This is a genomic window from Arthrobacter sp. E1SS-5 (assembly GCF_057073715.1).
Genome location: NZ_CP172703.1, coordinates 2,020,281 through 2,045,771, shown reverse-complemented (window position 1 = coordinate 2,045,771; position 25,491 = coordinate 2,020,281). Strand labels below are relative to the sequence as shown.

At 66.4% G+C, this 25,491-nt stretch carries 19 protein-coding genes and 1 tRNA gene; 8 read left to right on the top strand and 12 right to left on the bottom strand.

Going from position 1 to position 25,491, the window contains the following annotated elements:
- Positions 1–151 precede the first annotated feature (151 nt).
- From ACIGJD_RS09455 to ACIGJD_RS09445, 3 genes are all read left to right on the top strand, one after another.
- Positions 152–940 carry an IclR family transcriptional regulator gene (locus ACIGJD_RS09455; protein WP_483689292.1) on the top strand — a complete coding sequence of 263 codons (789 nt, stop codon included), beginning with the start codon at positions 152–154 and terminating at the stop codon, positions 938–940.
- 246 nt (positions 941–1,186) lie between these two features.
- Positions 1,187–2,620: a flotillin family protein gene (locus ACIGJD_RS09450; protein WP_483689291.1), complete on the top strand. Its 1,434-nt coding sequence runs from the start codon at positions 1,187–1,189 to the stop codon at positions 2,618–2,620.
- Between the two features lie 19 nt (positions 2,621–2,639).
- The gene (locus ACIGJD_RS09445; protein WP_483689290.1) at positions 2,640–2,882 is read left to right on the top strand and encodes a hypothetical protein; all 243 of its coding nucleotides are present in this window, start codon (positions 2,640–2,642) and stop codon (positions 2,880–2,882) included.
- A gap of 33 nt (positions 2,883–2,915) precedes the next feature.
- On the opposite strand, the gene ACIGJD_RS09440 is transcribed toward ACIGJD_RS09445, so the two are convergent.
- The 3 genes from ACIGJD_RS09440 to ACIGJD_RS09430 all read right to left on the bottom strand — a co-directional run bounded on the left by ACIGJD_RS09440 (position 2,916) and on the right by ACIGJD_RS09430 (position 7,135).
- Positions 2,916–3,947: an aldo/keto reductase gene (locus ACIGJD_RS09440; RefSeq protein ID WP_483689289.1), complete on the bottom strand. Its 1,032-nt coding sequence runs from the start codon at positions 3,945–3,947 to the stop codon at positions 2,916–2,918.
- A 14-nt stretch (positions 3,948–3,961) separates the two neighbouring features.
- Positions 3,962–4,855, bottom strand: a complete 894-nt coding sequence (locus tag ACIGJD_RS09435) for an SMP-30/gluconolactonase/LRE family protein (protein WP_483689288.1) — start codon at positions 4,853–4,855, stop codon at positions 3,962–3,964.
- A 102-nt stretch (positions 4,856–4,957) separates the two neighbouring features.
- Positions 4,958–7,135 (bottom strand): bifunctional polysaccharide deacetylase/glycosyltransferase family 2 protein, encoded by a 2,178-nt coding sequence (locus ACIGJD_RS09430; RefSeq protein ID WP_483689287.1) that lies wholly within the window; start codon positions 7,133–7,135, stop codon positions 4,958–4,960.
- Between the two features lie 798 nt (positions 7,136–7,933).
- Between ACIGJD_RS09430 and ACIGJD_RS09425 the strand changes: the two genes are divergently transcribed.
- The 3 genes from ACIGJD_RS09425 to ACIGJD_RS09415 all read left to right on the top strand — a co-directional run bounded on the left by ACIGJD_RS09425 (position 7,934) and on the right by ACIGJD_RS09415 (position 12,354).
- Positions 7,934–10,009, top strand: coding sequence for an acyltransferase family protein (locus ACIGJD_RS09425; protein ID WP_483689286.1), 2,076 nt, complete (start codon positions 7,934–7,936; stop codon positions 10,007–10,009).
- Positions 10,010–10,177: 168 nt separating this feature from the next.
- The gene (locus ACIGJD_RS09420; RefSeq protein ID WP_483689285.1) at positions 10,178–11,128 is read left to right on the top strand and encodes a CPBP family glutamic-type intramembrane protease; all 951 of its coding nucleotides are present in this window, start codon (positions 10,178–10,180) and stop codon (positions 11,126–11,128) included.
- A 59-nt stretch (positions 11,129–11,187) separates the two neighbouring features.
- Positions 11,188–12,354: a cytochrome P450 gene (locus tag ACIGJD_RS09415; RefSeq protein ID WP_483689284.1), complete on the top strand. Its 1,167-nt coding sequence runs from the start codon at positions 11,188–11,190 to the stop codon at positions 12,352–12,354.
- A gap of 41 nt (positions 12,355–12,395) precedes the next feature.
- Here ACIGJD_RS09415 and ACIGJD_RS09410 read toward each other — a convergent pair whose 3' ends face one another.
- From ACIGJD_RS09410 to ACIGJD_RS09400, 3 genes are all read right to left on the bottom strand, one after another.
- The gene (locus tag ACIGJD_RS09410) at positions 12,396–12,989 is read right to left on the bottom strand and encodes a lytic transglycosylase domain-containing protein (protein WP_483689283.1); all 594 of its coding nucleotides are present in this window, start codon (positions 12,987–12,989) and stop codon (positions 12,396–12,398) included.
- 196 nt (positions 12,990–13,185) lie between these two features.
- The gene (locus ACIGJD_RS09405) at positions 13,186–14,220 is read right to left on the bottom strand and encodes a zinc-binding dehydrogenase (RefSeq protein ID WP_483689282.1); all 1,035 of its coding nucleotides are present in this window, start codon (positions 14,218–14,220) and stop codon (positions 13,186–13,188) included.
- A 10-nt stretch (positions 14,221–14,230) separates the two neighbouring features.
- The gene (locus ACIGJD_RS09400) at positions 14,231–14,818 is read right to left on the bottom strand and encodes a hypothetical protein (RefSeq protein WP_483689281.1); all 588 of its coding nucleotides are present in this window, start codon (positions 14,816–14,818) and stop codon (positions 14,231–14,233) included.
- Positions 14,819–14,903: 85 nt separating this feature from the next.
- On the opposite strand from ACIGJD_RS09400, the gene ACIGJD_RS09395 reads away from it, so the two are divergent.
- Complete coding sequence (locus ACIGJD_RS09395) at positions 14,904–15,419, top strand: DEAD/DEAH box helicase family protein (RefSeq protein ID WP_483689280.1); 516 nt, start codon at positions 14,904–14,906, stop codon at positions 15,417–15,419.
- 33 nt (positions 15,420–15,452) lie between these two features.
- Here the strand turns inward: ACIGJD_RS09395 and selB are convergent, their stop codons facing one another.
- From selB to ACIGJD_RS09380, 3 genes are all read right to left on the bottom strand, one after another.
- A complete protein-coding gene (gene selB, locus ACIGJD_RS09390) occupies positions 15,453–17,249 on the bottom strand; it encodes a selenocysteine-specific translation elongation factor (protein WP_483689279.1) in 1,797 nt (598 codons plus the stop codon).
- A gap of 3 nt (positions 17,250–17,252) precedes the next feature.
- Positions 17,253–18,584, bottom strand: a complete 1,332-nt coding sequence (selA, locus tag ACIGJD_RS09385; RefSeq protein WP_483689278.1) for an L-seryl-tRNA(Sec) selenium transferase — start codon at positions 18,582–18,584, stop codon at positions 17,253–17,255.
- Between the two features lie 36 nt (positions 18,585–18,620).
- Positions 18,621–18,715: transfer RNA gene (locus ACIGJD_RS09380), tRNA-Sec, on the bottom strand.
- Positions 18,716–18,759: 44 nt separating this feature from the next.
- On the opposite strand from ACIGJD_RS09380, the gene selD reads away from it, so the two are divergent.
- Positions 18,760–19,785, top strand: a complete 1,026-nt coding sequence (gene selD / locus ACIGJD_RS09375) for a selenide, water dikinase SelD (RefSeq protein WP_483689277.1) — start codon at positions 18,760–18,762, stop codon at positions 19,783–19,785.
- 14 nt (positions 19,786–19,799) lie between these two features.
- On the opposite strand, the gene nrfD is transcribed toward selD, so the two are convergent.
- The 3 genes from nrfD to fdh form a co-directional block, all read right to left on the bottom strand.
- Positions 19,800–20,891 carry an NrfD/PsrC family molybdoenzyme membrane anchor subunit gene (gene nrfD, locus ACIGJD_RS09370; protein WP_483689276.1) on the bottom strand — a complete coding sequence of 364 codons (1,092 nt, stop codon included), beginning with the start codon at positions 20,889–20,891 and terminating at the stop codon, positions 19,800–19,802.
- Positions 20,888–21,895 (bottom strand): 4Fe-4S dicluster domain-containing protein, encoded by a 1,008-nt coding sequence (locus ACIGJD_RS09365; RefSeq protein WP_483689275.1) that lies wholly within the window; start codon positions 21,893–21,895, stop codon positions 20,888–20,890. The genes nrfD and ACIGJD_RS09365 overlap by 4 nt, the downstream gene beginning before the upstream one ends.
- Positions 21,896–21,996: 101 nt before the next feature.
- Complete coding sequence (gene fdh, locus ACIGJD_RS09360) at positions 21,997–25,332, bottom strand: formate dehydrogenase (protein ID WP_483689274.1); 3,336 nt, start codon at positions 25,330–25,332, stop codon at positions 21,997–21,999.
- Between the last annotated feature and the right edge of the window lie 159 nt (positions 25,333–25,491).

Here is a 25,491-nt window from a genome sequence, read left to right as displayed (position 1 = left end):
CCGAAATTAGGCCGCTGGACCCGCAATGCGGTTCTCCAACCCATAGTGCGGGTCCTTGTTGCCTATGTCAACGATTATCTTGCCAGTGTGCGGCGCCATAGAATGACGACGCACACCCGGCAAAATCGAGTCGAGGCAAGGGATAAAGACGTTGGCGTCAGAGCGAAGCAGCGGATCCGCGCAGCCCCTCCTGGTGCTGCGCAAAGTCAGCGAGATTCTGAACTGCTTTTCCATTGAATTCCCGGAACCGACTCTCCAACAGATCGTCCGGGAGACGGGACTGCCGCCAAGTACATGCCAGCGGCTGGTGCAGAACATGGTGCGCGAAGGGTTCCTTGACCGCGACGGGGACCGCTACCGGATCGGACTGCGCCTGGTCCAGTGGGCCACCCCCGGAACCTTCGGCCTCGATGTGGTCCGGCTGGTCCATCCCTTCCTGCAGGAACTGCGTGACCGGACCGGAGAGACGGCTTGCCTGTACATGCGGGACGGCGCCTTCCGCACTGTGGTTGCAGTGGCCGAAACCCGTCACGTGGTGATGCGGCCCTTCCTCGTGGGGCAAGTCATGCCCATGCATGCCGGGGCTCCGGGAAAGATCTTCCTCGCCTTCGATCCCGAAGCCCGCCGTGCCCTCGAGGACACGGAGCTGACCAGCTATACCGCGGCGACGCCGGATACGTGGGAGAAACTCGACAGCCAGGTCAGCAACGCGAAAGCCGTGGGCTACTATGCGGCCTTTGGCGAGCGGAACTCGGACGTGGGCTCCATCAGCGCTCCAGTCTTCAACCACTCCGGGCGCCTCGCTGCGGTCCTGGGCGTCGGGTTTCCCACCCAGCGCGTTGGACCGGACGACGTCGGGCGGCTGGGTCCGGCGGTGGCGGACGCGGCCAGGGCGGCCAGCGAAGCCCTTGGCTACCTGGAGAAAAGCCTCCCCTCTTGACGTGGTCCGCCCCGGCGGCCCAGACCTGGCGACGGTAGCCGGGTGCCTCCGTCGTAAGCCTTTTTCCGTTGCCGCAGGCAAATATCAGCCCATCTCTGGACTCTTGGGCGGGGCCCAACCAGACTGTCTACAACAGCTGGCCTTGAACGTCGGAATTGAGGGCACTTCAACGCTGCGGTAAATGGACGGCTGCATTTGTTGGGGCTTTTCCCTGATGACACTTCAGGGCATTGAAAGGATCTGGTTATGCCGGACTTTGCGCCGTTCTTCCCGCTCATTTCCATTATTTTGGGGGTACTTTTTGCCATTGCCTTTATCTGGGTGGCCACAAAGCTGATGTGGAAAGTAGCCGAACCCAATGAGGCCCTCATAATCTCCGGGTTGACCCGCGGAACCCTGGAAACCCGGGAAGGAATGGACTTCAAGATTGTCACCGGCAAAGGTGCCCTGGTCCTGCCCGGCCTCCAGACAGTGCGGCCGCTGTCGCTGACATTGAATGAAACCGAGCTCAAGGTTTCCTGCGTTACTTCCCAGGGCATCCAGGTCGTTGTGGAGGGCGTGGTCATTTACAAGATTGGTGATGCCCCACCGTTTATCGCTAACGCGGCCCGTCGTTTCCTGGGCCAGCAGCCAAAAATGGAAAGCCAGGTATATAACGTCTTCGAGGGCCATCTGCGCTCCATCATCGGCAGCATGACCGTGGAAGAGATTATCCGCGAGCGGGACAAGCTCGCTTCCCAGGTGCGCAGCGCCAGTGGGGTGGAAATGGAAAAGCTGGGCCTGGTGGTGGACTCCCTGCAGATCAAGGACCTCCAGGACCCAACGGGCTACATCCAGAACATCGCCAAGCCGCATATCGCCCAGGTGAAGATGGAGGCCCGGATCGCGGAGGCCACCCGGAACCGGGAAGCGGCGGAGAAGGAGGCGGAGGCGGCAGCGTTGATTGCTGACGCGCAGAGCGCTTCCGCGATCAGGCAGTCCGTGGCGCAGGCCAACGCTGAGCGCGCCAGGGCGAACGCCTCCCAGGCCGGGCCGCTGGCCGAAGCGACGGCAAGGCAGCAGGTGGTGGTCCAGGAAACGGAGGTGGCCAAACTCGAGGCAGACCGGGAGGAACAGAAGCTCCAAACCATTGTCAGGAAGCCGGCCGATGCCAAGGCCTACGCCACTCGGACCGAAGCGGAGGGCAAGAAGGCCGCGGACATCAGCGCCGCGGAGGCACTGGCCCGCCGGACCGAGCTGGAAGCCCAGGCCAACGCCCGGCGGACGGAGCTGCTGGCCCAGGCGAACGCCACCGCAGCCGCCGCCACGGCGGGGGCCACCAAGGTCACCGGCGAAGCCGAAGCCTCCGCCACGAGGGCAAAGGGTGATGCCGCGGCCTCCGCGATCAAGGCCAAGGCACTCGCCGAGGCGGACGGCATCAAGGCGCGCGCCGAAGCGTTGGGCACGAACCAGGACGCAGTCATATCCCAGCAGCTTGCCGAGAACATGCCGGCCATCATTGCCGCGGCGGCCGAGCCTTTCTCCCACGTGGGCAACATGACCGTCCTGAACGGCGGAGAGGGCGTCAACCAGATGCTGGGCGGAATCCTGGCCCAGGCAGGGGACTACCTCCCCGCCCTCGCGTCCGCGCTGCGTAAGGGTGAAGACGCCAAGCGCCCGGCCAGGGCACAGGGCTCCTAGCGGGTTTGAGGATCACTGGATGCGCAAGAACGTTGACCGCAGCCTGACCGGAAAGATCGGCCGGGTGACCGGGCGGATCGGCCCTGGCACCATCGGCGAGGTCATGCTGCCCTACCTTGGCGGCATCATGGCCTTCCACGCCCACCCGTTCGACAAGGCCAGTGACTTCCCGGTGGGCGCTGAAGTGCTGGTGATCTACTTCGACCCGCCACAAACGGTGTATGTGGACGAACTGCCGGACGTGCTCAGGCATACAGAGTAAGCCCAAGCACTCCCCCGGCCTGTCCCGGGGGTGCTACCGGCCGCCCTCCATCTTGCGGCTGCGCTGCTCCTGGGCCATGGGCCCGTAGGGATAGACGCCGGTTGCAGGCTGGCTGGCCTGCGTAAGACGGGAGATTTCGTCTGCAGTGAGTTCCAGTCCGGCGGCGGCCAGGTTGTCGGCCAACTGCTCAGTGGTGCGGGCTCCCAGGATCACGGAGGTCACGGCAGGCCGGTCCGCCAGCCAAGCGAGCGCCACCTGCGAATGGCTGACGCCATGGGCTGAGGCAATGTCCGCAACGGCGTCCAGAACTGCCCAGGTACGCGGGTTCTCGTTGCGCGCCTTCCAGGCCTCCATCCCGCGTTCCGGGTTTTCGCCGAGCCGGGTTGCACCGGACGGGCGCTGGTCCCGCTTGTACTTGCCGGACAGCCAGCCCCCGCCCAGCGGCGACCAAGGCAGCAGGCCAACTCCGGCGTCGAGCGCGGCCGGAACAATTTCGAACTCGATGTCCCGGACCAGCAGGCTGTACTGCGGCTGCAGGCTCACGGGCGGGTTCCAGCCCTCGCTGCGGGACATGTGGACGGCCTTGGTGAGCTGCCAGCCCAGGAAGTTGGAAAAACCGTAGTAGGCAATCTTGCCGCTACCCACTGCGTCGTCCAGGAAACGGAGGGTCTCCTCCAGCGGGGTGATCGGGTCCCATGCGTGCATCTGGTAAAGGTCGATCTGTTCCACGCCCAGGCGGCGGAGGGAATTGTCCAAGGCGCGCGTCAGGCGCCGGCGGGACGTCCCGACGTCGTTCGGTGCCGTCCCCATGGGGAAGCGCCCCTTGGTGCCGACCACAGCGCTGTCCCTGGCTTCGGGCCGCTTGGCCAGCCACCGGCCAATAATTTCTTCCGACACTCCCGCGCTGTATACGTCCGCGGTGTCGATGAAGTTGCCGCCGGCCTCGAAGTAGCTGTCCAGGATGGCATGGGAGGTTTCCTCCGTCGCCTCTGCGCCAAAGGTCATGGTGCCCAGGGCGTAGTTGGTGACGATGGTGCCGCTGTTTCCTAAAGTCCGGTACTGCATGGGAGTCCTCGCGATCAGTTGGGGTTGGGCGGAAAGGTGCGGGCGGCCGCGTCCGTGGTGGTGGTGCGGATCCGGTACAGGCTGGTGGTTGCCGTGAGGTAGAGGTCCTGCCCGTCCGGACCGCCGAAGCACAGGTTGGACACCGTTTCCGGCACGGCGATGGTGTCCAGGAGTTCAAAGGACGGTGAATAGACGCGGACCGAGGGGCCGGCCGAGGTCCAGATCCTGCCTTCGACGTCCACCCTCAAGCCGTCTGCCGGATGGCCGTCCTCCAGCTCCAAAGTGCCGGTCCGGTCGCAACACTGGCCCTGGCCCACACTGTAGGTAGCGATTCGCAGGGGTACCCCATAACTGGAACCGGCGGTGTCCGCAACGTAAAGGACAGACTCGTCAGGCGAGAAAGCCAGTCCGTTGGGGTGCACCAGGTCCGTGATGACGGCAGTGAGCGTTCCGGTGGACGGCTCGAAGCGGAAGACGTTGCAGCCGCCGTACTCCTGCTCGCCCTCGTGGCCTTCCCTTGTTCCCGGCAGAATGCCGTACGGCGGGTCCGTAAACCAGATGCTGGAGTCGCCGGCCACCACCACGTCGTTGGGTGAGTTCAGCCGCCGGCCCTCGAAGGAATCCACCAGGGCTGTTACGGTCCCTTCGGTGTCCCGCTCCACCCGGCGCCGGCCGTGGCTGCACTGCACCACGCTGCCATCGGCGTCGAGGGTGCGGCCGTTGGTGTATTCAACGCCAACGGCATAATCCCGGGTGCCCCCGGTGGCGGGATCGAACTCAAGAATGCGGTCATTCGGAATGTCGCTCCACCGCACGGTCTGCGACGAGGGCACCCAGAGCGGTCCCTCGGCCCACACCGTGCCCGTGAAGAGGCACTCCAGCCCGCCGATGGTCAGTTCGCCAGCCAATGGAGCTCCTTTGCATTCGGATGCCTGCCGCCGCCGGAAAGCGGCGGCGCGGGCGGCGTCCCGGATCGGGAAGCCCACGAATCCTATAGGAAGGAACTTACCCTAGGCCTGGCCCTGGGTCTGCGGGACGCGCAGGCTGCCGTACCTTTCCATCCGGTGCCACCGCAGGTGGACTCCGGCCACGGCCGTGACTACTGCTTGGATGACCACGAGGTACATCAGCTGCCGGTAGACGAACTGCTGCAAAGGAAGCGTCCAAAGCGGTCCGAGCCGTTCCCGGTCCAGCCGGAACGCGTACGCCGCCATCAGGAATTGAACCACCAGGAAGACCAGCCACAAAGCCGCGATCCGCAGGGGGTCGAGGAAAACCAGGCCGTACAGGGCAAAGACGTCCACGATGGGCGCGAACAGCGGAAGCAGCACCTGGAGGACCAGCAGGTAGCCAAGCCCGCGGCGGCCCAGCTTTCCGGCTGCCCCGCCCTGCACGACGGCGCCCCGATGCTTCCACATCGCCTGCAAGGTGCCGTAGCACCAGCGGTACCGCTGCTTCCAGAGGGCGCCAAGCGTTGCGGGCGCCTCCGTCCAGGCCCTGGCGTCCTCCTGGTAGACCACGCGCCAGCCGTCGCGGCACAGTGCCATAGTCAGGTCGGTGTCCTCGGCCAGGGTATCGTCGCTGACGCCCCCCACGTTGCGGAGGGCTTCGAGGCGGAAGGCACCAATGGCGCCGGGGACAGTGGGCATGCACTCGGCGACGTCGAACAGCCTGCGGTCCAGGTTGAAGCCCACCACGTACTCGATGTGCTGCCAGGCACCCAGGATGCCACCCCGGTTGGCCACCTTGGTGTTGCCGGAGATGGCCCCCACGCGGGGATCGGCGAAGGGCTGGATCAGGGCACGCACCGTGTCCGGCTCGAAGACGGTGTCCCCGTCCACCATCACCACCAGATCGTGGCTGGCCGCCTGTATGCCGGCGTTCAGGGCGGACGGTTTGCCGCCGTTCTCCTTGCGGATGACGGTCACGCCGGGGAGGCCGAGGGCCTGAACGATGTCCGCGGTTCCATCGGTGGAACCGTCATCCACCACGATGACCTCAACCGGATGGGTGGAAGCAAGGATGGACCGGACGGCGGCTTCGATACCGGCGGCTTCGTTGTAGGCGGGGACAATCACTGTTGCCGGTTCGGTGACCGCCGGGCCCACCATCACGTCCACCCGTCGGCGGCCGCGGCCGGCTGAAGGTAGGCGGCGTGCGGCACGGCTGTGGCGCGCCGCGAAAAACATGACCAGGACGGCCCGGAGCAAGGTCACCACGCCGGCGGCAACGAGCCCCAGGGAGATGGCCCAGACTACGAAGTCGCTGAGGCGGATGCCCCATACCAGTGCAGATCCGCGCAGCTGTTCGATGCTTGAGGCGGGTCGCATGGTGTCAACGCCTACGGCGTCCCCTACCGTGGTGACGCGGTAGCCCTGTTCGGCGAAACGGGACAGTGTGGAGTCCAGCGCGGCGACGGTCTGTTCCCTGTCGCCGCCGCCATCGTGCATGAGGACCACCTGCCCCTGCGGGCCCGGCGGTGTCAGGTTGGCTTCGATCGCTTTGGTGCCCGGGGTTTGCCAGTCCTCGCTGTCCAGGCTGCTCAGCACGGTGAGGTAGCCTTCATCCGCCAGTCCATGCATCGCCGACCACATGCCGTTCGTTATGGCGCCGTTGCCGGCCGTGTAAGGCGGACGCAGCAGGGAGGCCGCCTGGCCCGTGACCCCCACAATCGCATCCTGTCCGCCCTGCACCTCCAGTTCGCGGCGCCACTCCGGGGCTGAGCCGAGGTCTGTATGGGTCAGCGTGTGGACACCCACTTCATGGCCTTCGGCCACAATGCGGCGCAGAAGGTCCGGATTGTCCACGGCGGCGGAGCCAACGACGAAGAAGGTGGCATGGACGTGGTGTTCCCGAAGGACGTCGAGGATTCGGGGGGTCCACACCGGGTCCGGCCCGTCGTCGAACGTCAGGGCAATGGTCCGGTCCGGCGGGCTCACGGTGGTGACGGCACCGCCTCCCGAATCCACCACGGGGCCGCCGTGCGCGAGCGTTGTGGGGACGGAGCCTGCTGCTTTGTCCGCCGGCAGGGAATCCCCCGGCGCTCCGCCCAGGTGATGGATGTATCCCTGCACTACGAGGGCGAGGCCCAGGGCCATCAGGGTGGCGAGAAGGACAAACCAATGCGCCTTGACATTGGCGGGGACGTTGCTCTTGGCGGGCCGGGAACCCTTATTCAGGCGGATCATCCTACTGGTGTGCAGGGGCTGTGGGCCGTGTGCTCTGGCCCGGGGCCGAGCCGCTCGCACCGGGGGCGGTGGTGCTGGCACCCGGCGCCGTTCCGCTAGAGCCCGGCGCCGTTCCAGGGGAGCCCGGGGTTGTTCCGCTGGAAGCCGGGGCAGTTGCACCGGAACCGGCGGCGGTCCCGGCCGCTGCCGGTGGGGCCGGAACCGGAGCAGCGGCGGGGGCAGGAGCGGCTGGCGCAGGGGGCACGACGGCGGGACCCGCTACCCGAGATACGGCAGTAACAGCAGAAGCAGGCAGCGGGACGTCCGCCGGGGACTGCTCAAAAACCGGAGTAGCCGGCCCGGTCAAGCCGGCCCGTGGATCCACAGGCGGCGGGCTTGCTGGAGTTTCGCGCGGCCCGGCAGCGGCCGGCAGCGGAAGGAAAGGCGCGGAAACCCCTGAACCGCCAAGAAATGCGGCCAGCACCAGGATGACGTAAGCCGCCACCAGCCCAACCACCCCCAGTCCGAGCAATTGGATCTGCCGCAGGCGCCGGCCCGAGGGATCAACAAAAACGGGTCCGCGGGCAGATTCGGGGCGCGGCTGATCGGAAGTCTTCTCAGGGGCTCTCATCGATCATCAACCTTAGGGGGCCCAAAATGCCTACCACAAAACCTACCCATCCGAGCCCGGTCCTGCAGGACGTGGTCTTCGGATAAACAGGACGTGGTCTTCGGATAAAATCGGCTGTCGGCGAGCCTCACTCGCCTTGAATCCCCCTTCAGGGCGGAGGTTGACAGCGTTGTTATAGAGGGGGAGCAATGAGGCACGCCGCGGTTAGGGGCCGCCGGGCGCAGGCCCGGAGCAGCCATGGGCCCAGACCGGACATCCAGGGCCTTCGCGCGCTGGCCGTGGGGATCGTGGTGATCTACCATCTGCGGCCGGAAGCCCTGCCGGGCGGCTTCGTAGGAGTCGACGTGTTCTTCGTCGTCTCGGGTTTCCTCATCATTGGCTCACTTGCAAGGGAAGCCGCGAAGAAGGCGTCCATCTCCGTCCTCGACTTCTACGCGCGGCGCATCCGAAGGCTGTTCCCGGCGTCGGCAGTTGTTTTGGCCGCAGTCCTGGCCGGCACTGTCCTGCTGCTTGCACCAAGCCGCTGGCAGAACATCTCCTTTGATGTCCTGTTCTCCCTGCTCCAGGTACAAAACTGGCACCAGGCACTTTCCGCCGTGTCCTATGCGGGGGCGACGCAGGAAGTCTCTCCCCTGCAGCATTTTTGGTCCCTCGCCGTCGAGGAGCAGTTCTACCTCGTCATCCCGTTCTTCTTCCTTGGCCTGATCGCCGCGGCCCAGGCTGCAGGGCAAAAAGCGGGCCGGTTCATCGTCCCGGCCCTGTCCATAACTGCCCTGGCGTCGTTCGCTTACAGCATTTACTTGAGCAACCAAGAGCACACCATGGCGTACTTTGCCACCACCACCAGAATCTGGGAACTCGCCGTCGGCGGCCTCGCGGCCCTTCTCCCGACCATGTTGAAGGGCTCCGCCCGCTTTTCAGCGCTCAGCGGGTGGCTGGGCGTCTCCGCCGTCGTCCTGCCTGCCTTCCTCTTCAGCACCGACATGGCGTTCCCTGGCAGCATCGCCGCCATTCCAGTGCTCGGCACCGCCATCCTGCTGCGTACGGGCACCCTGTCAACGGCCGTTCCCTGGTCCGCTTCAAGGGTCCTTGGCATCCGGCCCATGACGTTCGTCGGAGACGTGTCGTATTCCCTGTACCTGTGGCACTGGCCCGTCATCGTTTTCGCTGTGGCGCTGTTGGGCCGCACACCGCGCATCAGAGAGGCACTGATCCTTGCCGTCGTGAGCCTTGCCCTCGCCGCCGCCTCCTACCACCTTGTGGAGCAGCGCTTCCGGCACCACTCGGGGCCTGCCGGCTGGCGCGCGCACCGACAGGTCTATGCGGTGGCGCTTTGCGTGGCGATGGTGGTGTCTGTGGCAGCGTGGGCGTCCTGGCAGGTGATCGAATTCAAGCGCGCGCAGTTGTCCACCGAGCTGTCCGACCGCGATTACCCCGGCGCGCAGGCGTGGTCTGCCCGGCCCGCGCCGGTCCCTGCCGGCCTGCCCGTCCGCCCTGATCCCTCCGTTGCCATGCAGGACGTGCCTGCCACAAGCGCCGGGGCCTGCGGGGTGTACGACCCCGCCCTGGTGCCCGACACGGATTGCTGGTTCGGGTCAACTGCACAGCAAGGTGCCCCGGTTGTGGTGGTTGTCGGGGATTCCCATGCCGGCCAGTTTGTGGACCCGCTCATCGCCGTCTCACGGAAGATCCCGCTCAGGATCCACGCCATGGTGCGCAACGGCTGCCCGTTTGCGCTGACGCCGCCGCGGTCTGCCGCCACCGTGTACACCAACTGCTCCACCCAAAACGCTGTAACGGCGGAAAAGATCGCGGCAGCAAAGCCGGACCTTGTGCTGGTTGCGGGGATGGGCGAGACGGGGTATCGCAAGGCGCTTGGCTGGTCCTGGGGGCCCGATGGCCCGCTGCTGGATGGTTATGTCCAGTCACTGTCCCGCCTGCGCGCTGCCGGGCTGCGCGTCGCCGTCGTCGCGGACCTGCCATATCCCCAGGGCAACCCCGTGGAATGCGTTCAAAAGCACGCCGGCGGCGGCGCCTGTGACACGCCGGCTTCCGAGGCCCTTGCGGACGGTGGGGACGCGCTTGTGTCCGCAGCCGGGCGCATTGACGGGGTCCAAGTCGTGGACCTGTCGAAACTGTTTTGCCGGGACGGCACTTGCCCTGCCGTCATCGGCAATGTTTTGGTCTACCGGGACAACCACATGACGAATACTTTCGCGAAGTCACTGGGGCCGGAGCTGGCCGTCGCCCTGGGCCTGGGCTAGGGGCGCAAGGGAAGCGCGCCGCAGGGGGTTGGCCGCTGACCCCGGCGGTGGCTTGGCGCGGTGCGGAAGCAGTGTTCAAGCCCGGCTGGGTCCTTCGCCCCTATAGGCCGGGCTTGCCGAACGAAAGACTGGATGCATGCAGTCCGCCGTTACTTGGAGGTGGGTGTCATGTCGGAAACGAAGCTGGGTGGAACCGCCCGGACTTTGCCGCGGATTGCCTGGCCCGTGTTCCTTGTCGGCGCAATACTGCTGCTGTCCCTCGGGAACCCCGCAGTTTACGGTGTCGGCGTTCCCGTTGCCGCCCTGGTTTTGGCCCTCATTGTGCCCACCTCCCGGCCCCGCTGGGCCGGTCATCCTGACTGGCCTGACGTCGGCGCCGTAGCCGCGCTCTACGTGGGCGTCGTGGCCCTCTTTTGGCTGGCGTTCAGGGTCTTCACCCAGGGAAACACCCTGGGGCTGTTCCTGTCGTTCGCTGCCGGCATGCTCCTCGGTGTCCTCGGTCCCATCGCATACAACTCGTGGATCCGGCGGAGGTCCCTGGCCTCGTTGGGAATCAGCCGCAGAAACCTGGGCCAGGCGTTTGCCTTGGGACTCGTCCTCGCAGCGGTGCAGTTCGTCATCACCCTTTGGGGGTACCGGCTTCCGCGCCCCGTCGACTGGGTGCCCCTGGCGGCCCTCGCCATCACCGTCGGGTTCTTCGAGGCAGTTTTCTTCAGGGGCTTCGTCCAGGCGCGCCTGGAGGCCAGCTTCGGCCCGATCCCGGGTGTGGCCGGCGCCGCCGCTTTGTACGCCGCTTACCACGTCGGCTATGGCATGGCCTGGTCGGAGATGCTCTTCCTTTTCGGCCTGGGAGTGGTCTACGCTGTGGCGTTCAGTGTCGCCCGGAACCTCATCGTCCTCTGGCCCCTGCTGGTCCCCCTCGGCTCCTTTTACAACAACCTGCGGGGAGGGTCCATCCAAATGCCGTGGGAGGCCATCCTGGGGTTCGTGGACGTCCTGGGCCTGATGGTGGCCGCCGTATGGTTCGCCGCGAGGCATGAGCGGCGGCTCGGCCTGGGTGGAGTACGGGAGTCCAGGGCCTCCAAGGTGAAGCGCCATGGCGTACGACGGCGGGACTAATGACCCGGGGGCAGGCTTTGGTTAGGATCGAGGTTCTACGGTCAGTCAGGGAGGCCACCATGGACACCACCCAGTCCACGCAATACCCGCTGGACCCCTTTCCCCACTACGAACGCATGCGGGCGGCCGCCCCGGTTTTCCATGATGAGCAATCCGGGAGCTGGCACGTGTTCCGGTACGACGATGTCCAGCGGGTGTTGTCCGAGCATGCAACGTTTTCCTCACGGATGGGCGGCGGCGCGCCATCAGGTTCCGGCCAATTGTTCGCATCAAGCCTGATCACGGCTGATCCCCCGCGGCACCGGCAGCTGCGGTCCCTGGTCACCCAGGCTTTCACGCCCAAAGCAGTCGATGCCCTGGCCCCACGCATCTCCGCCCTCACGAACGAACTGGTGGATGGAATCATGGCGCGCGGCGGCAGCGCAGACCTGATCCAGGACTTGGCCTACCCGTTGCCGGTCATCGTGATCTCCGAATTGATGGGCATTCCGGCGCAGGACCGTGAGCGCTTCAAGCACTGGTCGGACACCATTGTCAGCCAAACACGCACCGGTCCGGGCAGCGGCAGCCAGGACACCACCACATCCGAGATGGTCGAGTACTTCCTGGACCTGATCGACCAGCGCAGGAGCCAGCCGGGTGAGGACCTGATCAGCAGCCTGCTGTCCGCCGAGATTGAAGGCCAGAAACTCTCGGTGCCTGAACTGCTGGGTTTCTGCGCTTTGCTGCTGGTCGCGGGCAACGAGACCACTACCAACCTGATCGGCAACGCCGTGCTGTGCCTTTCCGAATCGCCCGGCACCCTTGACCGTCTCCTGAAGGAGCCGGCCTTGTTGCCTCCCACCCTCGAAGAGGTTTTGCGCTTCCGCTCCCCTGTCCAGTCGATGTACCGGGTGAGCGTAGCGGAGACCGAGGTGGGCGGCGAACGCATCCCGGCCGGGGCACCGATCGTGGCGTGGATCGGCTCGGCCAACCGCGACGAGCGGCAGTTTGAGCGGGCGGCCGAGTTCGACGTCGACCGCAGCCCGAACCGGCATGTGGCGTTCGGCCACGGCATCCATTTTTGCCTGGGCGCACCACTGGCCCGGCTTGAGGCGAGGATCGCGCTGGAGGCGCTGCTCGCCCGCCTGCCCGGGCTGTCCGTGGCTTCCGGGGCCCACCTGGAGCGCATGGAAAGCACTATCGTCTACGGGCTGAAGGCACTCCCCATCACCTGGCAGGCCTGACCGCAGGGAGGCACTGGCAGTTATCGACTGCCAGTCGTGGATTATTCTGCGGTACCCGTTTTCGTGGCGTAGGCAGTGGCCTGCGCACCCACCTTGCGGATATAGGCGTCGGACTGGTTGTAGGCGTAGATGGCCTCCCGCCACCCCTGCGAGGTCGTTAGGTCCCGGCCGTGGCCGCATAGATACGTGGCCGCGCTGAGGGCTGCATCGTCGATATTGAACGGGTCCGCTGTTCCGTCCCCGTTCCCGTCCATTCCTGCAAGTCGCCAGGTGGAGGGAATGAATTGCATGGGACCCACCGCGTGGTCCCAGTTGGCGTCACCGTCCAGGGCACCGGCGTCGGTGTCGGGGATGGCGGCGAAACCTGACCCGTTGAGGCTCGGGCCCACGATCGGCCCGCTGGCCTGGCCCGACGCGTCCAGGCTGCCGCCACCATAGGTTCCGTGGCCTGATTCAACGAAGCCGATGGCGGCCAGCGTATTCCAGCCGATTCCGCAGCGCGGCGTGGAGTCATTGGCCGTGATGGCAGCAGCAACATAGGCCCGCAGGGCACGGGCAGGGATTCCGGTGCCCGTGGAAGCCGCGCGAAGCCATTCGGCGTCGGGACTGCGAGTCACGTTCACCGCGGTGCTCATGCCGCGAGCCCCGCTTCCAAGGGTCACTGCGGCCTGCGGCGGCGCTGAAAACGCCACCCGGCCTTCCGCCCCGGGCTGTCCCATGGCCCAAAACGAGAAAACCGCGCTGGCGCAAACCACGAACAGGCTGAAAACTATGAAGCGTCTTACACGGAGCACTGACTAATCAAACCACCCAATCCACGGGCCGAAAGCGTCACCGCGTGGGATCAATCATCGTCATGCCGGCGACATTCGCCGTGTCGAAACTTGGGAGCATCCCGGCGGCTTCCTGCAACCCGATGATGCGCTCGATGAGTTTCTGTGGTTCCAGCGCCCCCGTTGCGATGAGGGCGAGCATGCCGGGGTAATCCGCCGCTGCCATGCCGTGGCTGCCGAAGACATCCAGTTCCCAGGCGATGACACGGGCCATGGGCACGCGGGGATGGCCCTCCACCGGCGGGAGGAGCCCGATTTGGACATGCCGGCCGCGGCGGCGAAGGCTGAGGAGCGCGTCAGCACAGGTTTGCTCACTGCCCACGGCGTCGATGGAGACGTGGCTTCCACCAGTGATGGCCTGCACTTGGGAGGGGATGTCCGAACCGTCGGCCACCAGGATGTGATCGGCTCCGAGGGATGCCGCCACATCAAGGGCACCCGGGTTCCGGTCCACGGCAACCACCTTGCCGCCGAGCGCCTTCGCAATCATGACGGCGCTAAGGCCCACCCCGCCGGTTCCAACGATGGTGACCCACTCGCCGCGGGCAAGGCCTGCCCTGCCAGTGAGTGCACGGTATGCCGTGGCAAAACGGCAGCCCAGGCTTGCCGCCGCCTCGAAACTGACTCCCGCCGGAATTGCGACGAGGTTCGTGTCCGCAGCGTGAATGACCACTTGCTCGGCGAAGGAGCCCCAGTGGGTGAAACCCGGTTGCTGCTGTTCGGGGCAAACCTGCGCGTTACCCCCACGGCACCACTCGCAAGCTCCGCAGCCCTCGACGAAGGGCGCTGTCACCCTGTCGCCGACCACCCACCCGGTCACCCCTGCGCCCACGGCGGCAACGACGCCCGCGAACTCATGGCCCGGGACATGCGGCAGCACGATGTCGTCGTGGCCGGCCCAGGCGTGCCAGTCGCTGCGGCAGAGGCCGGTGGCGGCAACGGTCACCAGGACGCCGCCTGCCGGCACCTCGGGTACGGCTACCTGTTGGACAGCCAGAGGACCGGCGATCCTGTCCATGACGATTGCACGCATAAAACCCAGCCTAGAGGACGTTGACTGCAACAATGATGCCGATGATGATGGCCGCTACGAGCCCCAGCATCATGTAGAGCCCGGCCTTCATCGTGCTCGTCTGGACCGGCGCCCCCGTCTGTGGAAGGACGGCCTGCCAGGCCTTGATGGTTTCGAGCCCCTCGTAGTAGGAGAACATCATCAAGGCACTCCCCGCGATGCCGGCCACCCCGCCCACTCCCCCTGCGCCGCTCATGGCAGCCCCCGCGGTACCGGCACGGTTGAGGGCTGTGCGGTCCTTGAAGTCGTCGGAGGCCGCCTTCATCTCCGCCTTCTGCTCCGCCGAAGGGTCCGGCGACATTGACGCCCCGACGCCCAGCAGGTCATACGTGCGCCCCTGCACTGTGACCACCATCGTTCCCATGCTGGTGAACCGGAATGACGCCTGCTGCACAGGCAAAGAGAGCACACTCACGCCCGCGGCATCCACCATGCGGAACATCCCTGAAGAATCCATACTGACAATTACGGGCACCGTCTTGGCTCCATTGATCTTGCTCTTCCGCCAGTACAGCAGGGATTTCATCGGTGTAGCGGAAACGTGTGGTGGCATTGTCATGACCACAGCTTAGGCAGCCCCCGGCCCAACTGCCCGAAAGGGACACGGGGAGAACTCCCCCTGGCCATGATCGGTACCATCAGGCATGGGCAGGAAGAACTACCTGATCGAAGGCGGCTCTGGCACCGGCAAGACTGCAGTCTGCAATGAACTGCGGTGGCGGGGCTATCAGGCCATCAACGGCGACCGCGAACTCGCCTATCAAGGTGACCCGGAAACCGGCGAGCCGGTCGGGGGCATCACCGGAGTCGCCGTTCACCGGCACCACCTCTGGAGAGTGGACCAGGTCAGGGCGTTGGCCGCAGACCAGCGGGAAGCGGTGACCTTCTTCTGCGGCGGCTCGCGGAATCTCGCCAGGTTCATCGAACTCTTCGATGCTGTCTTCGTCCTCGAGGTGGACCCGGAAACGTTGAAGCGACGGCTTGACCAGCGCCCGGAGGACGAATGGGGAGGACGAAAAGAGGAGCGGGACCTGATTGAGCACCTGTACCAAACCCGGGAAGAAATCCCAGGTGGCGGCATCGCGATCGACGCCACCGCGCCGCTCGCACGCGTGGTGGACGACATCCTGCGGCGCGTCCAGTCAACCGGGCCGGCCTAGTCGTCTTTCCAGACCTGCTGCCTGACAGCCCGGTCAGCGCACCACTGTGCGGTGACCGGCATCAATCCGTTTGGTCCAGCCGCGCGAATCGAGGTGCTCCAGCAGTGGAACCGCAACCCGGCGTGTGGTGTCCAGCGCCTGTCGTGCCTGGCTGGTGGTGAAGGGCTGGGCCAGGCCGGCAAGCGTGCGCATCGCGAGTGCCGGCGCCGTGGGAAGCAGCACCACCCCATCGCGAAGCCGCAGCAACCGCCCAGTGCGTTCTGCGGCAGCCAGTTCCCGTGCGCCAAGGCCCAGGGCAGCCAGCTCGTCGGCTTCCGGCGCGTGGAACGCCGCCGCGCTGAGCCTGCGCTCCAACTGGACGATGGCCGGCTCGATGGGACCAAGATTGTCCTGGCTGCCCGGCAACCGGATGTGGCCACCCTCCTGCTCCAGCTCCGCCCCGCGGATCACGTGGGAAAGCAGCCTCTCCCCAGGCAACCGGAGCAGGTCCCGCGCCGCACCCATGGAAAGGCCCGGGGCCAGGGGGTCCTTCTCCTGCAGCGCCTCGACCGCAGCGCGCAGCCGGTGCTGCCAAGCCTCCAGGACCGGGGCATGCACCCACCAGTCACCGAAAACCCGCACACCCTGTGGGGCGTCCGTGTCGAGCCCGGGCAGCAGCCCAAGCTTGCGCAGATGATCCACCTGGACGGCTCCGCGGGCAGCCACTTCCCCCAGAATGTCTCCTGCGGGGTCCATGCCCGAAAGCCGTTCAGCCCAGTTTGCACCGTCACCGCGCCGCCGCAGCTCCGGTGGGTCGGCGTCGAGAATACGCGCCCCACCCAGGACCGAGCGGCTGCCGGGGTCGCGGAGCACCAGCCGGTCCCCGAGAACCAGGGGCAGGGGCCTGTCGAGGACCAGCCGGGCGTGGTCGGCCCCGAAGGGACGCAACCGCGCAGGCACGGACGCCGTACCAACATGCACCATGACCTGCTCTGGCACCTCGGTATAGGCCACCCCGGTAGTGCGGTGGATGCCTACGACGCCGGTGGTGGGCCAGGCGCCAGGGGTCACCAGTGCATCCCCGCGCCTGATGTCCGTTGCGGCAACGTCGCGCAGGTTCAACGCCACCCGGCTGACCGGCTCCACCGACGGGTATGAGGTGTCGCGGCTCTGCAGGCCGCGGACCGCCACCGGCCGGGACCCTGAGTGGCCGAGCAGTTCCAGCCTGTCACCCTGGGCGAGGGTGCCCGCTGCCAGTGTTCCGGTCACCACCGTTCCGGAACCGGTGATGGTGAACGACCGGTCCACCCACAACCGGACCCGGCCAGTGGTGGTGGGGGCAGGCACCTGGGCCAGGACGCCGTCGAGCGCTGCCCGCAACTCAGCCAGGCCGGTGCCGTCGATGGCCGACACAGCGATGGCTGGAGCATCCCGCAGCCCGGTCCCTGCCAGCTCCGTGCGGGTCCGCGACAGCACATCGGCCGCCCGCTGCCCGGATGCCCGGTCCGCGCGGCTGAGCACTACAACGCCGTGTTCAATTCCAAGCGCGGCGACCGCATCGCGATGATCGCTCGACTGGGCCTGCCAGCCCTCGTCCGCGGCCACGACGAAGCAGACCACCGGCGCCGGTCCAATGCCCGCAAGCATGTTGCCAAGGAAACGTTCATGGCCGGGGACATCAACGAAGGCAACGTCCTGGCCCGACGGCAACGTTGTCCACGCATAGCCGAGGTCGATCGTCAGCCCTCGGCGCCGCTCTTCCTCCCAGCGGTCCGGTTCCATGCCGGTGAGGGCGCGGACCAGGGTGCTTTTCCCGGAATCGACATGTCCGGCGGTGGCAACGACGTGCACGGTTCAGCCCGCCCTGCCTGCGTCTGCCACATCGAGGGTTGCCAATGCCTGGCGTACGGCGTCAAGAATCCGGTCGTCGTCGGCGGGCGGCACACAGCGCAGGTCGATCAGGCAGGCGCCGTCGTGGACGCGCGGCAGCACGGCAGGGTGGCCGGTACGGAGGCGTCCCGCAATTCCCTCGGGCAGCCGGAGCGCCCACCCCGGCAGCGGAAAGCCGGGGGCGCCCCCGCCGCCCACCCGGCCGTCATGGGCCTCCACAGGTACCCCGAGAGCTTCGGCCAGCCTGTCAGTACGGCGCCGCAATTCTTCGACGTCGGCGTGCAGCGCCTCGACCACCGGGGGCGGTCCACCGGCGACCGTCGCCTCCAGGGCAGCCAGGGCAAGCTTGTCCGCCCGGACCGCACGGGCCAGCGGGTGGCGGGCCAGCCTGCTGATGATCTCCTTGCGGCCCAGCAGCAAGCCCGCCTGGGGGCCGCCCAGCAGTTTGTCACCGCTGGCAATGACGACGTCGGCCCCGCCCGCCAGGGCGGAGGCAACATCCGGTTCATCCGGCAGGTAGGGGTCGGGAGCAAGCAGCCCACTGCCCAGGTCAGCCACGAGTGGTATTCCATGTGCCGCAGTCACCCGGCTCAGTTCGTCAATCGGGACTGCGGACGTGAAGCCTTCCACCCGGAAGTTGCTCGGGTGCACCTTGAGGACGCAGCCCGTGTCCGGTCCGAGGGCGCCCGCGTAGTCATGCAGGTGCGTCCGGTTGGTTGTGCCCACCTCGTGAAGCACTGCGCCCGTCGACTCCATCAAATCGGTCAGCCGAAAGCCTGCGCCGATCTCCACGAGTTCCCCCCGGCTCACCACCACCTCCCGGCCGGCTGCCAGGGCTGTGGTGGCCAGCACCAATGCTGCAGCGCCGTTGTTGACCACCAGGGCGTCCTCGGCGGCGGGGCAGGCGGCGAGCAGGGCAGCCCGGGCACCGGCACCGCGGCGGGAGCGGCTGCCGTCTGCCAGGTCCAGTTCCACGTCAACGTAGCCGCTGGCGGCGACAAGGGCTTCCACCGCGGCTGCGGAAAGGGGGGCACGGCCGAGGTTCGTGTGCACGATGACGCCGGTTGCGTTCAGCACCGGGCGGAGGGTTGTTGCTTTGTGTGAAGCAAGGGCGGCCAGCAGGGCAGGTTCCACCTGGCCGGGAGGCAGCTCACCGCGGCGGGCCTGCTCCTGGACCTTCCGGACGAGATCGCGGACGACGCGCTCATTCAGCCGCGTCCGGACCTCGCGGACGGCCGGCAGCGCCAGCAGGTCGTTCGTGCGGGGAATCAGCCGCCGGGGATCGACCTGGTCCACAGCCCTCCTCTTTTCGCGGCAGTCACGCCGGTAGTTTGGCGGTGGCGGACGGGAATCGAACCCGCCAGGCCGAGATGCTCAGCCTCACCGGTTTTGAAGACCGGGGGGCCCACCAGGACCCGGACGCCACCGCGCCTCAATATAGCAGGGTTAGCTGGAGGGGTACGCTTGGCGGGTGAATGAGGCCCAGACATCAGTCCAGCAAGTTGATGATGGTGTTGCCGGTGCGCTCCGGCTCACCGACTATGCCCACGGCGGGGGCTGCGCCTGCAAAATTCCGCCCGGTGAACTTGAGGACGCGGTCCGTGGCCTGATCGGCCAGCCGGGCGCGGAGGTGCTGGTCGGCCTGGACAGCGGCGACGACGCCGCGGCGGTCCTGGTCCGCGATGACCTGGCCGTCCTTACCACCGCTGACTTTTTTACTCCCGTGGTCAACGATGCTTTCGACTGGGGCAGGATTGCGGCCGCCAATGCCCTCTCGGACATCTACGCGATGGGCGGCAAGCCGGTCACGGCGATCAACCTCGTCGGATGGCCCCGCGGTGTCCTGCCGATGGAATTGATGACCGAAGTCCTTCGCGGGGGGCTGAGCGTGGCGTCCCAGGCGGGCTGCCCGGTGCTCGGCGGCCACTCAATTGACGATCCTGAGCCGAAGTACGGCATGGCCGTTACTGGCGTCGCCCACCCCGACCGACTGCTCCGCAACGACGCCGCCCAGCCCGGGCTGCCGATCACGCTCACCAAGCCGCTCGGCGTCGGACTTCTCAACAACCGGCACAAGCAGACCGGTGAGGTGTTCGCCGAGGCGGTGGAGACGATGGCGGCCCTCAACCGGGACGCAGCCGACGCCGCGGTTGCCGCCGGCATCCGGGCGGCCACCGACGTGACCGGTTTTGGCCTGCTGGGGCACCTTCACAAGATGGTCCGCGCTTCGGAAGTGGGCGCCGTGATCGATCTTAAGGCCGTCCCGCTGATCGAGGGCGCGCGGGCGGCCCTCCGCGACGGTTACGTCTCCGGCGGGACCCGGCGCAACCTCGATTGGGTGCGGCCCCACCTGGGCGCAGCCGCAGGTGTCACCGAAGACGACTTGCTGCTTCTGGCCGACGCCCAGACCTCAGGCGGCCTGCTGGTGATCGGAGAGCTGCCGGGTTACCCCGTGATCGGGCACACCACCGCTGGGCGGGGCATCGAGGTCCGTTGACCCCGACTGCCCGCTCAGCTGGCGGTGGTGATCGCGTCCCCGGTCACCCCGGCAGCACGGCGGGCAGCGAGCCGGTTCTTCTGCGGTTCGATGGTGTACCGCGGATCCCTGGCAGAGGCGAGTCCCGCTTCGAACACACCAAAGCGGGTCAAGGCGGAAGCGCCGAGCAACGCCAGTCCCGAAACTGCAGCCACCACACGGTTACGTCCGGCGAGCAATGTTCCCAGGCCGCCGGCCAACGCCAACCGCTCGCTCCACTTCAGCATGGTGCCCGCCTTGCCCTGGTGCAGGGGCTCCGCCGCCACCGGGTCCATCCGGCGCTCCATCACCTTCATGGCAGCGACGTCGCCCAGGACACCCAGCACGGCGAGTTTCCTGGCGGGGCCCGTCTCGTGGGTGGGTGTGGTGACCATGGCGAGGCCGGCAGAAGCGAGGCAGGCCGAGCTGACGAAGACGAATGGCAGTTCCTCGTGTGCAGCGTTCCACGTCGGAGTTGCGGTGTCGCCAAGCAGGACGGCCGTGTACGCCGCCAATGGCCCGGCAAAGACCGCTGCTTCGACGCCGGCCGTGCCTTCCACTGCGTACATGACTTTCCGCAACGGACCCAGCGGAAGCCGGCTTCCGGTCATCCGGTCAATTTCCGCCACCGCCGTCACTGCCGTGCCCGCGCTGAAGGCGCTGAGGATCCACGACCCGACACTCATCGGCGAGGTCACCTTGAAGGTCCGCAGCATGTGCAGGAAACGTTCCGGCCGGCCCAGGTCCTTCACTAGGGCAACGGCACCGGCGCTTACTGCCGTCAAGGCACCCAGCCGGGCGTTGCGGCGAAGGATTGGCCGGCCGGTCAGTTGCCCGCCAAGACCGAGGAGGGCCGATCCGCCCGCCACGCCACCCAAAAAGAGGTAGATGGCCACGTCGTCGCCCCATGGAGCCGGCTTGACCACCGGACGGCCGTAGTACGAGGTGAACTCGGGCTCCGGCACCATGGGCATTTCCCGTGAGCCGTCCCCATTGTCCCGGCGGCGGCCGGTGCCGCGCTTGCCGCCCTCCCGACGGCGGCGGGCAGGCTCTGATGGACGGAAGCTGTCGAACTCTGAGAGGGTCACGCCCGTCCTCCCAGGAAGGCCAGTGCAGCGGCCGCGGCCATACCCGCCACGGCCATGCCGGCCCGGCGGTACATCTTCGGCAAGTCTGCGGTGGGAACACGGGGGTCCGGCGGAAGCCCGTACACTTCGGGTTCGTCGAGCAGCAGGAAGACCGATCCGGTTCCACCCACGCCGTCGTTTTCGTTCGCACCGTAAAGCCTTGCTTCGGTCATGCCCTGCGCATGCAGGGTGGCCACCCGTTCCCGGGCTGTGTCCACCATGTCATCGTGGTCGCCGAACTTGATGGACGTCGTCGGGCATGCCTTGGCGCATGCCGGTGTCTGGTCATCAACCAGCCGGTCGTAGCACAGCGTGCACTTCTGGGCGATGCCCTCGTTGGGGACGGCGGGATGCTTGGCGTGCTGTTCTTCCCTGCTGCTGGCGACCTTGACCGTACCGTTGCTGCGCCGCTCGATCACGCCGAATGGGCACCCAGCCACGCAGGTTCCGCAGCCGTTGCAGACGTCGTCCTGGACCACGACAGTACCGAACTCGGTGCGGAACAACGCGCCGGTGGGACAGACGTCAAGGCAGCCGGCGTGCGTGCAGTGCTTGCAGACATCCGAGGACATCAGCCACCGGAAGTCAGCGGTGTCCGGCGGGGTGGTATCAGCGTCTGCCAGGTCCGTGACTGGCGTGGCCGCGGCGGGAGGACCAACGCGCGGCATGCCCAGGCTGACCAGGGCGCGGCCTGATTCCCGCGCTTCAACAATCCGTTCCTGGCCCTGTTCGATGAAGGCGACATGCCGCCACGTGCTGGCGCCCAGCGACCCGGTGTTGTCATAGGAAGACCCGAGCAATTCCAGGTTTCCGTCCTGCGGGTTGTGGTTCCACTCCTTGCAGGCAACTTCGCAGGCCTTGCAGCCAATGCAGATCGAGGTGTCGGTGAAGAACCCCTTGCGCGGATGATTGTGCTCCCAGTGGGCATCGGCGGTGGGATCGGTCGGTCCGGACAGCTGGCCCATCTAGTCCTCCGTCGTCGGGTTGGTGTCCGGAACGCCGCCGGCAGGCGGCGCTCCGGGCGGGGCAATGTGTGTTTCGGCTGAAGCGGTGGGGAGCAGGCTCATCAGTGCTCCCCACCCTCGGCGCTGCCCTTTTCATCCGGGCGGGGTTGGATGCCTTCCGCCGCGGGATCGGTAACGGCGCGGTTGCCGGTCTCGGTGGTCACGCCGGCCCGTTGCTGATACTCAGCAACCAAGGCAAGCAGTTCCTCCCCGCGGGGCCGACGGCCGGGCCGGATGTCGCAGGATGCCACCTTCGATTCCTGGATCTGGACATTGGGATCCAGCGTCACGCCCAGCAGATCGTTGGCGGCGTCGCCGCTGATGACGGCATTGCTGCCGACGCCCCAGTGGTAGGGCAGCCCAATCTGATGCACAGTGTGGCCCCCCACCTTGAGCGGTGCCATTCGGTCAGTGACCAACACCTTGGCCTCGATGGCGGAGCGCGCCGAAATGATCGTGGCCCAGCCGTAAGGTTCCAGACCCCGCTCTGCAGCCAGTTGAGGGGAGACCTCGCAGAACATCTCCGGTTGCAGCTCGGACAGGTACGGAAGCCAGCGGCTCATGCCGCCCGCCGTGTGGTGCTCGGTCAGCCGGTACGTGGTGAAGACGTACGGGTAGACGTCGGAGCCATTGATCCCCGCGCTGGGCGCACTCAGGTTGTCCTTGCGCGGAAACACCAGCCGTGCCGGGTTCTGCTGCTGCGGATACAGCGCATTGGCCACCGGTGATTCCTGTGCCTCGTAGTGCGTGGGCAGCGGTCCGTCCATAAGGCCCTTCGGCGCAAACAGCCAGCCCTTGCCGTCAGCCTGCATGATGAAGGGATCATCACCGCTGAGGGCGGCCGGACCACCGACCGAGGGGTCGGGGTGGCTGCCCGGAACGCGGTCAACCGGGAAGTCGGGCACGTCGTCTCCAACCCATTTGCCCTGTTCCTGGTCCCACCAGATGTATTTCTTCCGCTCGCTCCACGGCTTACCGTCGGGATCGGCCGAGGCGCGGTTGTAGAGAATCCGGCGGTTGGCCGGCCAGGCCCAGCCCCATTCCGACGCCGCCGGCCCCTGTTCCTGGCCCGGCTTGCGGTTCGCGGCATGGTTGAACCCGTCAGCGTAAACGCCGGTGTAGATCCAGCAGCCGCCAGACGTCGATCCGTCAGCCTGCATCTCCGTATAGGAGGACAGGGGCTTCCCGGCGTCCGGACCCGTCAGGTGACGGCCGTTGATCTCGGCGAGGACCGACTCAGCATCGGGATCACCGTGTTCATCCGTGGGATAGTCCCATGTCAGGTCGAGCAGCGGACGGTCGCGCTCGTCTTGGGAACCGGCCAGCTTCTCCCGGATCCGCTTGCCCAGTTCGAAGAAGAACTGCAGTTCGCTTTGGCAGTCCCCTGGCGGTGCAACCGCCTGGTGGCGCCACTGCAGCAGCCTTTGGGTCTGCGTGAAGGATCCGGCTTTCTCCACGTGGGTTGCCGCCGGCATGAAGAACACCTCGGTCTCGATGTCTTCGGTGCGCAGCTCTCCCGATTCGATCTCCGGACCGTCTTTCCACCAGGTAGCGGATTCGATGAGGTTCAAATCCCGAACCACAAGCCACTTCAGGTGCGACATGCCCAGCCGCTGCATCCGGCCATGGGCCGAACCGACCGCGGGGTTCTGTCCGAGGATAAAGTAGCCTTCCACCTCGTCCTCGAGCATGCCCATCACGGTTTCGTATGTGCCGTGGGCTCCGGTCAGCCTCGGAAGGTAGTCGTATGCCCAGTCGTTGTCCGCGGTGGCGGCCTCGCCCCACCATGCCTTCAGAAGGTTGATGGTGTAGGCATCGGCGTTGGCCCAGTAGCCTTTTTGCTGCTTCGACCCAATAACGGACAGATACTCTTCGAGGCTGTCGTGGCGGCCCGCGCTGGGCATTGGAAGGTACCCAGGCAGCAGGTTGAACAGCGTCGGGATGTCGGTGGAACCCTGGATGCTGGCATGTCCGCGCAGGGCCATGATTCCGCTGCCCGGGCGTCCCACGTTTCCAAGCAGAAGCTGAAGGATGGCCGCGCCGCGGATGAACTGCGTGCCCAGCGAATGCTGGGTCCAGCCGACGGCATAAGCGAAACAGGTGGTCCTGTCGCGCCCGGAGTTCTCCGTGATGGTGCGCGCCAGGTACTCGAAGTCGTCCACGCTGATGCCACACATGTCCTGCACCATCTCCGCCGTGTAACGGGCGTAGTGCCGCTTCACGATCTGGAAAACGGTGCGGGGGTCCTGGAGGGTATCGTCACGCTGGACTTCGGCGTGCTCCAAGGGCGGACCACCGCTGCCATACGAATGGCCCGTAGCGCGCGCCGTCCCATTGGCTCCGTGTTCGGACCCGGGCCCGGGCTCGTCGATGGCGCCGTCCTCACGTTCGGCGTATGCCCATGACGAGGTGTCGTAGGCACCCTTCTCCGGATCGAAGCCGGAGAACAGGCCGCCCAAATCCTCGGCATCGCGGTAATCGTCATGCACCAAGGTGGCAGCGTTCGTGTACGCGCTGACGTACTCCTTGAACCAGAGATCATTGCTGATGACGTAGTTAATGAGCGCGCCAAGAAGCACGACATCAGAGCCGGCCCGAATGGGGATGTGCTTATCCGAGACCGCCGAGGTGCGCGTGAAGCGGGGATCGACGTGGATAACCTTCGCTCCGCGCGCCTTCGCCTCCGCCACCCACTGATAGCCCACAGGGTGGCACTCGGCCATGTTGGAACCCTGGATGACGATGCAGTCGGCGTTGGCCATGTCCTGCAGTGATTGCGTTGCACCACCGCGTCCAAACGAGGCTCCCAAACTGGGAACCGTGGCGGAGTGTCATATGCGGGCCTGGTTCTCGGTCTGCACCGCCCCTGCAGCCGTGAAGAGCTTCTTGATGAGGTAGTTCTCTTCGTTGTCCAGGGTTGCGCCGCCCAGCGACGCGATGCCCATGGTGCGGCGCAGCAGCCGGCCTTGGTCGTCTTCCTGCTGCCAGGTCCTGCGGCGGGACTCGATGAAGCGGTCAGCCACCATATCGATGGCCTTTTCAAGGTCCAGGTGTTCCCACTCGGTGGAACGCGGCGCACGGTAGAGCACCTTGGTCTGCCGGCCCGGTGAGTTGACCAGCTGCTCGCTGGCAGAACCTTTGGGGCACAGCCGGCCGCGTGAAATGGGTGAGTCCGGATCGCCCTCGATCTGGACTACCTTCTCGTCCTTTACGTAAACGCGCTGTCCGCAGCCGACAGCGCAGTAGGGGCACACGCTCTGCACCACACGGTCAGCAGTGGCCGTGCGGGGAGCTATTGCCTTGGTCTTGGCCGATGTGACTGCTGGGCCACGACCCAGCAGGTCGCCCGTGCTCAGCTGACGGACGACCGGCCATTGAAGAAAACTTCGCGGTGCCATTTCTGGAGCTTACCCCGGACCACGGCCGGAGTAACAGGACAAGGTCGGGCGTGTCTCCCCCGAAGCATTCCACGAGAAGTTCCATTCAAGGGATCAAAGGAAGCCGGCCGGGAATGCAGCACGTGCCCTTTTCCTTATACGAACAGATCGGTTCGAATA